8 protein-coding genes are annotated in these 8,365 nt (G+C 70.2%); 4 read left to right on the forward strand and 4 right to left on the reverse strand.

The window, feature by feature from the left end; genetic code table 11:
• Positions 1-110: 110 nt before the first annotated feature.
• From ACWCRB_RS47545 to ACWCRB_RS47560, 4 genes are read right to left on the reverse strand one after another with little or no spacing between them, the layout of a single operon-like run.
• Complete coding sequence (locus ACWCRB_RS47545) at positions 111-1,175, reverse strand: NAD(P)-dependent alcohol dehydrogenase (protein WP_451002031.1); 1,065 nt, start codon at positions 1,173-1,175, stop codon at positions 111-113.
• Between the two features lie 2 nt (positions 1,176-1,177).
• Complete coding sequence (locus tag ACWCRB_RS47550) at positions 1,178-2,272, reverse strand: ABC transporter permease (protein ID WP_451002032.1); 1,095 nt, start codon at positions 2,270-2,272, stop codon at positions 1,178-1,180.
• Positions 2,273-2,299: 27 nt separating this feature from the next.
• Positions 2,300-3,823, reverse strand: a complete 1,524-nt coding sequence (locus tag ACWCRB_RS47555) for a sugar ABC transporter ATP-binding protein (RefSeq protein ID WP_451002033.1) — start codon at positions 3,821-3,823, stop codon at positions 2,300-2,302.
• Complete coding sequence (locus ACWCRB_RS47560; protein ID WP_451002034.1) at positions 3,808-4,950, reverse strand: substrate-binding domain-containing protein; 1,143 nt, start codon at positions 4,948-4,950, stop codon at positions 3,808-3,810. Before ACWCRB_RS47560 ends, ACWCRB_RS47555 begins: the two co-directional genes overlap by 16 nt.
• 382 nt (positions 4,951-5,332) lie before the next feature.
• Here ACWCRB_RS47560 and ACWCRB_RS47565 point away from each other — a divergent pair, with 382 nt between their 5' ends.
• Genes ACWCRB_RS47565 through ACWCRB_RS47580 form a run of 4 tightly spaced genes read left to right on the forward strand, consistent with a single transcriptional unit; the run spans position 5,333 to position 8,302 of the window.
• Complete coding sequence (locus tag ACWCRB_RS47565; RefSeq protein WP_451002035.1) at positions 5,333-6,739, forward strand: aromatic ring-hydroxylating oxygenase subunit alpha; 1,407 nt, start codon at positions 5,333-5,335, stop codon at positions 6,737-6,739.
• Positions 6,724-7,050 (forward strand): 2Fe-2S iron-sulfur cluster-binding protein, encoded by a 327-nt coding sequence (locus ACWCRB_RS47570; protein WP_451002036.1) that lies wholly within the window; start codon positions 6,724-6,726, stop codon positions 7,048-7,050. Before ACWCRB_RS47565 ends, ACWCRB_RS47570 begins: the two co-directional genes overlap by 16 nt.
• 6 nt (positions 7,051-7,056) lie before the next feature.
• Positions 7,057-7,272: a transposase gene (locus ACWCRB_RS47575; protein ID WP_451002037.1), complete on the forward strand. Its 216-nt coding sequence runs from the start codon at positions 7,057-7,059 to the stop codon at positions 7,270-7,272.
• 4 nt (positions 7,273-7,276) lie between these two features.
• Entirely contained in the window at positions 7,277-8,302 is a 1,026-nt protein-coding gene (locus tag ACWCRB_RS47580) for an NADP-dependent oxidoreductase (RefSeq protein WP_451002038.1), read from the forward strand.
• The last annotated feature ends 63 nt before the right edge of the window (positions 8,303-8,365 follow it).

An 8,365-nucleotide genomic window follows, 5' to 3' on the forward strand; every position in this document is an offset into this window, starting at 1 on the left:
TTTAAATACCCTTTTATACAAACCCACTTCCCAACCCCCCCGCTTTCCCTATCTGTGGTGGAGGTGCGGCGGGTGGGTGGGAAAGGAACTTGGCCTGAACGGCCTCGTCCTCAAACGCCGGACGGGCTGAAAGGGCCGTGCGGCAGTACCACCGCTCGGCCGTTGATGTCACCGGCGTGCAGGCGCTCGTACGCCTCGGGTGCCTGCTCCAGGGTGAAGGTCTCGACGTGGGAGGACACGAGGCCCTGGCGCGCCAGTTCGAGGACCTCCATGAGTTCCGTCCGGCTGCCCCAGTACGGGAAGCAGGCCGACACCTCGAACGGCAGCCCGCCCCCGAAGCCGACGGCCAGTGTGCCCCCGCCTAGGCCGACGACGGTGACATCGCCCTCCACCGCCACCGACGCGGCGGCCACGGCCAGGGTCGCCTCGGCCCCGACGAAGTCCAGGACGACCTCCGCGCCCGTACCGCCGGTGAGTTCGCGGATCCGCGCGGCCGCCGCGTCGTCGGAGAGCAGCGTCTCGTGCGCGCCGACGGTCCTCGCCAGCTCCAGCTTCTCCTTGCTCACGTCGAGGGCGACCACCCGGGCAGGGGTCAGCGCCCGGAGCAGCTGCACGGCGAGGTGACCCAGGCCGCCGACGCCGATCACCACCGCCGTGCTGCCGGGCAGCAGCTTCGGCAGCGACCTGCTGATCGCGTGATACGGGGTCAGCCCGGCGTCGGTGAGGGGCGCCGCCTGCACGGGGTCGACTCCGTGCAGCGGCACCAGATGGCGGGGCGAGTCCACCAGCATGTACTCCGCCAGGGCGCCGGGGGAGCCCAGCCCCGGCGGCAGGATGCCGAGCCCGGCGGCGTGCGGACAGCAGTTCTCCTTGCCCTCGGCGCACTTGTGGCAACGCCCGCAGCCCCACGGGCCGTACACCGCCACCGCCGCGCCCTCCGCCAAACCGCCGACACCGGCGCCCACCGCAGCCACGGTCCCGACACCCTCGTGACCGAGTGTCATCGGCAGCGCGTACGGGAACTGGTCCTCGGGCCAGCCCATCACGGCCAGATCGGAGTGACAGAGCCCCGCGGCCGTCACCTTCAACAGCACCTGGCCCGGGCCGGGTTCGGGCACCGGTACCTCCACGACCTCGGGGGCGTGCCCAACCTTCCGGTACTGAACAGCCTTCATCGTCAGACCTCCTTGCTCGTAGTGATATCCGGCCGAGGCCCCGGCCGGCGGCGTAGCACGGCGGGCAGGGCGATCCGGCCACCCGTGAGGACCAGTGCCACGATGAGGACCGAGCCGGTGAACAGGCTCGTGGCCCACTGCGCGCTGGTGGCGAGCCCGAGTCCCGTGATGCCCGTGCCGAGCAGGAGGACCGCGAGGACCGTGCCCCAGGCGTTGAAGCGGCCCGCCCGCAACTGGGTCGCCCCGACGAACGCGGCGGCGTACGCAGACAGCAGGTACGGGGTGCCCGCGGTCGGCGATCCGGAGCCGACCGACGACGCGAAGACGACGCCGGCGAAACCGGAGAGCAGCGCGGAGGCCACCAGGGTCAGAAAGCGCAGCCGGTCGGTGCGCACCCCCTGCAGCCGGGCCGCGTCGGCGTTGAAGCCGGTCGCGTACAACCGGCGCCCGGTGGCGGTGTGTTCCAGCAGGAACCAGATGGCGAGGGCGGCGAGCAGCAGATACAGCACCGGCAGGGTGATGCCGCCCGCGTCCAGCTGGGCGATGCTCGCGAACGGCTCGGCGAGCAGTTGCACACCGGTGATCGAGCTGTCGTTGGTCACCATGGTGATCAGGGACTGGATCAGCGCACCGGTGGCCAGGGTGGCGATGAACGAGTCGACGCGCAGGATCACCACCACGATGCCGTTGACGACTCCGATCAGCAGCGCGGCGGTCATCGCCAGGGCGATGGCCGCGCCGGGCCCGAGTCCGGCGGAGACCATGAAGTAGGCGGTCAGCACGCTGGTGAGCGACATGGTGAAGGCGATCGAGAGATCGAAGACCCGTGCGGCCAGCGGTGGTACGACGCTGAGTGCCACCAGGCCCGCCACGGCGTTGCCGTTCAGCACCTGCTTGACGGTGATGGTGGTCGGGAACGTGTCCGGCGCCCACACGGAGAAGAGCACGACGATGACCAGCCACACGTACACGGCGCCGATGTTCCGGAACGACAGGGCCGCTGCCGCCCGTCGGACCGGAGTCCCCGGGGCGGACACCGCGGATCTCTCGGGTGCGGACGGCGGGAGCTCCGCCGTCCGGGTCGGGATGGACGTCATGTGGCTCGGTTCCTTCCAGGGCTCATGTCACTCGGTTCCTTCCATGGCGTGCACGAGCGCGGACTCGGTGATGTCCCGGCCGCTGATCTCCCGTGCGATCCGGCCGTCCCGCACCACCAGGACGCGGGTGCACAGCGCGAGCAGGTCCTGTGTGTCGGTGGAGGACACGATGACGCCCATGCCCTCGTCGGCCTGACGCTCGATCAGGTCGTACAGCTGAAGGCGGGTGGCGATGTCCACGCCCGCCGTGGGTTCGCACAGCGTCAGCACCGGCGGGCGCTGGGCGAGACAGCGCGCCATGACGACCTTCTGCTGGTTGCCGCCGCTGAGTGTGGTGATCCGGGCCCCGCGTCCGGCCGTACGCACGCCGACCCGTCGGATCCAGTCCTCCGCGAGGGCGGACTCGCGGCGTCGGCGCAGCCGTCCGGAACGGGCCCGCAGCCGGGCCAGGAGCGGCAGGGTGAGGTTCTCGCCGACCGAGAAGTCGCCGATCACTCCCTCGCCCGCCCGGTCCGCCGGGACCAGGGGAAGTCCGAGGTCGTTGGCGTCACGAGCTCGGGTCCACCGCTGCGAGCGGTCCGGCAGCCGCAGCCTGCCGCTCACCCGTCCGGCATGGGCCCCGCACACCGCGTACGGCACGATCTCGTGACCGGAGCCGACCAGCCCGGTGATGCCCAGGCGCTCGCCCCTGGCCAGGTCGAAGCCGACTCCCCGCAGCGGCCCGGCCCACAGGTCGCGGACCTCCAGCACGGGGTCGGTACGACCGGAAGCGGGCGCTGGACGGTGGTCGGTCTCCATCTCCTCGCCCGCCATCAGCTCCGCCAGCGAGCGCGGCGTGAGTTCGGCGACCGGGCGGGTGGCGATCCGGCGTCCGCCGCGGATCACGGTGACCCGGTCGGCGAGCGCGAAGATCTCGTCCATCCGGTGCGAGACGTACAGGACGGCGGCGCCGGCGTCACGGACCTCCCGCACGATGTCGAACAGGCGGGCCACCTCGCCGGGCGGCAGCACGGCCGTCGGCTCGTCGAGCACCAGGACACCGCGGCGGCCCTCCCAGCCCTGGAGTGCGGCGGCGATGGCCACCACCGTGCGCTGGACCGGGGTCGCCGTCGCCAGGGGTCGGCGTACGTCGATACCGAGGCCGAACCGCTCGACGAGAGCGCTCGTGCGCCGCTCCATCTCCGGCCAGCGGATGTTGCCGAAGGCAGTACGGGCGAAGCCATGACTGAGCGCGAGGTTGTCGATGGCGCTCAACTCGCCCACCAGCCCCAGCTCCTGGTGGACGAAGCGGAGCCGGTCATGGCGGGAGGCCGTGACCTGGCCGAGGTCGAAGGACTCGCCGTCGAGTTCGGCCACCGCACCCGGCTCCGCGTGGTGGTAGCCGGCGAGGATCTTGATGAGAGTGGACTTGCCGGAGCCGTTGGGCCCGATCAGGGCGTGGATCTCACCGGGCGCCACTTCCAGGTCGACGTCCTCCAGGGCCTGGGTGCCGCCGAATCTCTTCGACAGGGCGGCCACCCGCAGCACCGGGCCGGTCAACTCAGTCCCCACAGCGCCTTGAACTGCGCCTCGTAGTCCTCGACGATCGGGAAGTCGCCGTCGGCCGAGGGCAGGTTGTCCTTGGTGACGAGCATGTTGGGCAGTGCTGCCTGCTGGTCCACGTCCATGGGCCGGCCGGTGAAGTGCCGGGCCAGCGCGTCGGCCTGGAGCCAGGCCGTCTCGTGCGAGTTCAGCGCCATCGCGCCGTCGGTGAGACCGCTCTGGATGTACTGGTAGTTCTGCGCGTCACCGACGTTGACGACGATGTGCCTGCCGGTGACGCCGGCGGTCTTCAGCGCGGCCGGCACACCCACGTTGAGCAGGCCCAGGGAGAACACGACATGGGTCACCTTCGGATGCGACCGGAGGTACGACACCACACGGTCCGGCATGTCCTTGCCCACCGAGGTGATCGGCACGTCGACGTTGTCCAGCGCGCAACCGTCGCACCACTCCTTGTACTTGGCGGCGAAGGAGTCCTTGACGGGCTTGAGGATCGTGTAGGCCGGAAGGTCGAAGTAGACGGTGTTCGCTTTTGCGTCGCTGTTCGACACCACCCATGAAGCGAGCATCTCGCCCTGGACGCCCACGTCGTCCGGCCCGTTCTTCAACAGGGAGATGCCGTCGCCCAGCACGTCGTCGGCGTTCGACTGGAGGACGGGGATGCCGGCGGCCTTGAGCTGGGCCAGCTGCTTGGCGTAGACGGCACGCGGGAAGCCCGAGGCGATGACGGCGTCCGGCTTGTCGCGCAGGGCCTGCTCGTAGGCGGCCTGGACGGACTCCGGGGTGCCCTGGGTGGCGATCTGCTTCACCTGCCAGCCGAGTTCCCCGGCGGCCTCGGTGAAGAAGTCGGCGAGATCCTTGCAGGACTGCACGCCGCAGAGGATGAAGTCGATCTTCTTGCCCTTGGGGATCGCCTTGCCGACGGGCTGGGTCACGGAGATCGTGGCCGGGCGTTCGGAGTACTTCGCCAGGGCCGCGCGGGCCGCCGTCAGGCCGGGGGAGCCGGGCGCCGCCGCCTGCGCGGAGTCGGCGGCCGGAGTGGTGCCGCTGCCGCACGCCGCCAGGGCGAGCAGGGAGGCGGCGGGGACGATCGCGGTGAGGGCGCGGCGGACCGCGCGACGGGGTCTGGAACTCATCGTTGAGTACTCCCGAGGTGTGACGCCTGCGCTGCCGTGCCCCGCGTCGCTTCCGCGTGGTGTGCGCGTCCGCGGCGGTCGGCTTCGGTCAGGCGGATTGATTCCGTGGTGCCCCGGGCGGGAACGCCGCCGCGGTGCCGGGCCGGGACGGACAGAGATCGTCCCAGGACGAGAAACTTATGAGGCACTACAGCCTCAAGTGGGTCGGAGTGTGACATGCCCCAGCGGGCTTGGGGAGAGGGTCGCCGCAAGAAGTTCCAGGTTTCGGGTGTAATCCCTCGGTGACCTCGGGAAGTCTGGGGCTTCATGAGCGGAACGAGTATTGCTCCCGGCTGCGACTGGTAACTACACTCACTCTAAAGTTTCTGCCGGAGGAGAGATGATGGACGAAACATCGGAGCCGGCCACAGCGCGGTGCCCCGGGCCCAGCGTCCAGGACTACCTCGACCAGGACAGCCGCCCCGTTCCCCCCGCCCTGAGGTACGAGCGGAACGACCACCTCGGCAGCGAGGACATAGACCACGCCCGCTTCACGTCCCGCGAGTGGGCCGAGCGCGAGATGCGGCAGGTCTGGCGGCGCGTCTGGCAGTTCGCCTGCCTGGAGAGCGAGATCCCCGAGGTCGGCGACCACGAGGTCTACGAGATCGGCGACGACTCCCTGATCGTCGTCCGCACGGCCCCCGACGAGATCCGTGCCTACGTCAACGTCTGCCTGCACCGAGGCCGCAAACTGCGCACGAGCGGCGGCAACGTCGGCGAGTTCCGCTGCTCCTTCCACGGCTTCGCCTGGAACCTCGACGGCACGATGCAGACCCCGCCCTGCGCCTGGGACTTCCCGCACGTCACCCCGGAGAAGTTCGCCCTTCCCGAGGCGCAGGTGGCCACCTGGCGCGGCTTCGTCTTCATCAACATGGACCCGTACGCCGAGTCCTTCGACACCTACCGCGGCACCTTCGACGACTACTACATCTGGCCGCTGGAGAACCGCTACAAGTCGCTGCACATCGCCAAGGTGCTGCCCTGCAACTGGAAGGTCGCGCAGGACGCGTTCATCGAGTCCTTCCATGTGATCGCCACCCACCCGCAGATGCTGCCGTGGCTCGCCGACGCCAACTCGCAGTACGACGTCATGGCGGACCAGCCGAACTGGAACCGGATGATCAACATCCAGGGCGCGCCCAGCCCCCACGTGGCGGACTCCGTCACGGAGGAGGACGTCCTGGAGACCTTCTACGACTCGCGCGCGTTCTACGCCGCCGCCCAGGGCCGTGACCTGGTGATGCAGGAGGGCGACGAAATGCCGGCGATCCCGCCCGGCGGCACCGCCCGTCAGGTCCTCGCCGAGCGGATGCGGGCGCAGTTGGCGGCCACCTCGACGCAGGACTTCTCGAAGACTCCGGACACCGAACTGCTGGATGCCATCAACTACTTGCTGTTCCCCAACTTCAACCCCTGGGGCGGCGCCAAGTCCAACATCATCTACCGGTTCCGGCCCAACGGACTGGACCCCGACTCCTGCACCGCCGAGATCATCTTCATGTCGTCCCCGAAGCAGCCCGGCGAGTTCCCGCCCCCGGCGAAGATCCGCTGGGTGCCGGAGGACATGCTCTTCGCGGACATCCCCGAACTCGGTGTGCTCGGGCCCGTCTTCGACCAGGACTGCGAGAACCTGCCGTACGTCCAGCAGGGGCTGAAGGCGATGCGCAAGCCGGGCATCACCCTGGCCAACTACCAGGAGAGCCGCATCCGCCACTTCAACCGGACGCTCGACCAGTGGATGGACAAGTGACCCACCGGGTGGCGGTCGGCCCGCTGGGCGTCGAGCTCGAAGTCCTCGACGGGGAGGACCTGTTCACCGCCGCGCAGCGGCTCGGCTACCGCTGGCCCACCGTCTGCGGCGGCAAGGGCACCTGCCGTACCTGCTTCGTCCAGGTCGAGGAGGGCGCGGAGAACTGTTCCCCGGTGGGCCCGCTGGAACGCGAGGGCATCGAGGCCCTGCGCAGACCGGTGGACGGTCGGACCCGGCTCGCCTGCCGGCTCCGGGTCGAGGGCCCGGTGAGCGTGACCAAGCGCGGCGTACGCCGCCGAGTGCAGGAGTGAGACCCCATGTCCAAGCAAGTGACCCACCCCCTGACCGGGCATGTGTACCGGCTCACCGAGGACGGACTGGTCGAGGTGACCGACCCCAGGACCGGGGCGCAGGGCGTCTTCGACTTCCAGGCCCGCTGGCAGTCGGGCGAACTGCGCCACGCCGACCTCCAGATGGCCGGCTGGGTCGGACGCCTCGCCCAACGCCGTACGACCCCGCAGCCGGAGCAGTGAACCCGTGACGCCCCGAACCACCCGGGTGGTCTGTCTGGTGCGCCGGCCCGACGGTGAACCGCTCCCCACCGACTTCGCCGTCGAGGAGCGCCCCCTGCCGCCCCTGGGGGAGGGGCAACTGCTCGTGCGCAACATCTACATGAGCGTCGACCCGTCCATGCGCGGGCGCCTGGAGAGCACCGAGAAGCACTACACGCACAACTTCACCCCCGGATCGCCGCTCGACGGCCGTGCCCTCGGCGTCGTGGAGGAGAGCCGCTGTGCCTCGGTGCCGCCGGGCACGTACGTACGCCACCAGCTCGGCTGGCGGGAGCGGGCCGTGCTGGACGCGGCGGACACCGACGGCGCGGGTCGCATCGACCCCCGACTCGCCCCGCTGCCCACCTGGTTGGGACTGCTCGGCCAGACCGGGTTCACCGCGTACGTCGGCCTGACCCGCGTCGCCGAACTCCGCCCCGGCGACACCGTCTTCGTATCGGCTGCCGCCGGCGCCGTCGGCACCGCAGCCGGCCAGTTCGCGCGCATGCTCGGTGCGGACCGCGTCGTCGGGACCGCCGGAGGGCCGGACAAGTGCGCCCTGCTGGTGAAGGAGTTCGGCTACGACGCCGCCGCGGACTACCGTGCCGAGCCGGTGCGCGACGCGCTGGCCCGGCTGGCACCCGACGGCATCGACGTCTACTTCGACAACGTCGGCGGTGAGCAACTCGTCGCCGCACTGCACGCGTTGCGCACCGGCGGGCGGGTCGCCCTGTGCGGCATGATGTCGCAGTTCGGCGGCGACCGACGGTCCGCGGACATCAACCAGTTGATCCAGGCGGTCCTCAAGCGGCTGACGCTGCGCGGCTTCATCGTCCGCGACCACGACGACCTGCGGCCGGAGTTCGAACAGCGGGTCGCGGGCTGGCTCGCCGAGGGCCGGATCACCGCGCGCGAGACGGTCGTGGACGGTCTGGAGAACGCCGCGGGGGCGCTGCTGTCCCTGCTCGACGGAGGCAACGTCGGCAAGATGCTGGTGCGGCTGGGTGACTGAAGCCGACCGTACTCAGAAGCAGCGGCTCGGGCGGCGGTTCGTGTTTGATCGGATAGCGCCGTC

This window comes from Streptomyces sp. NPDC002156 (genome assembly GCF_053593675.1).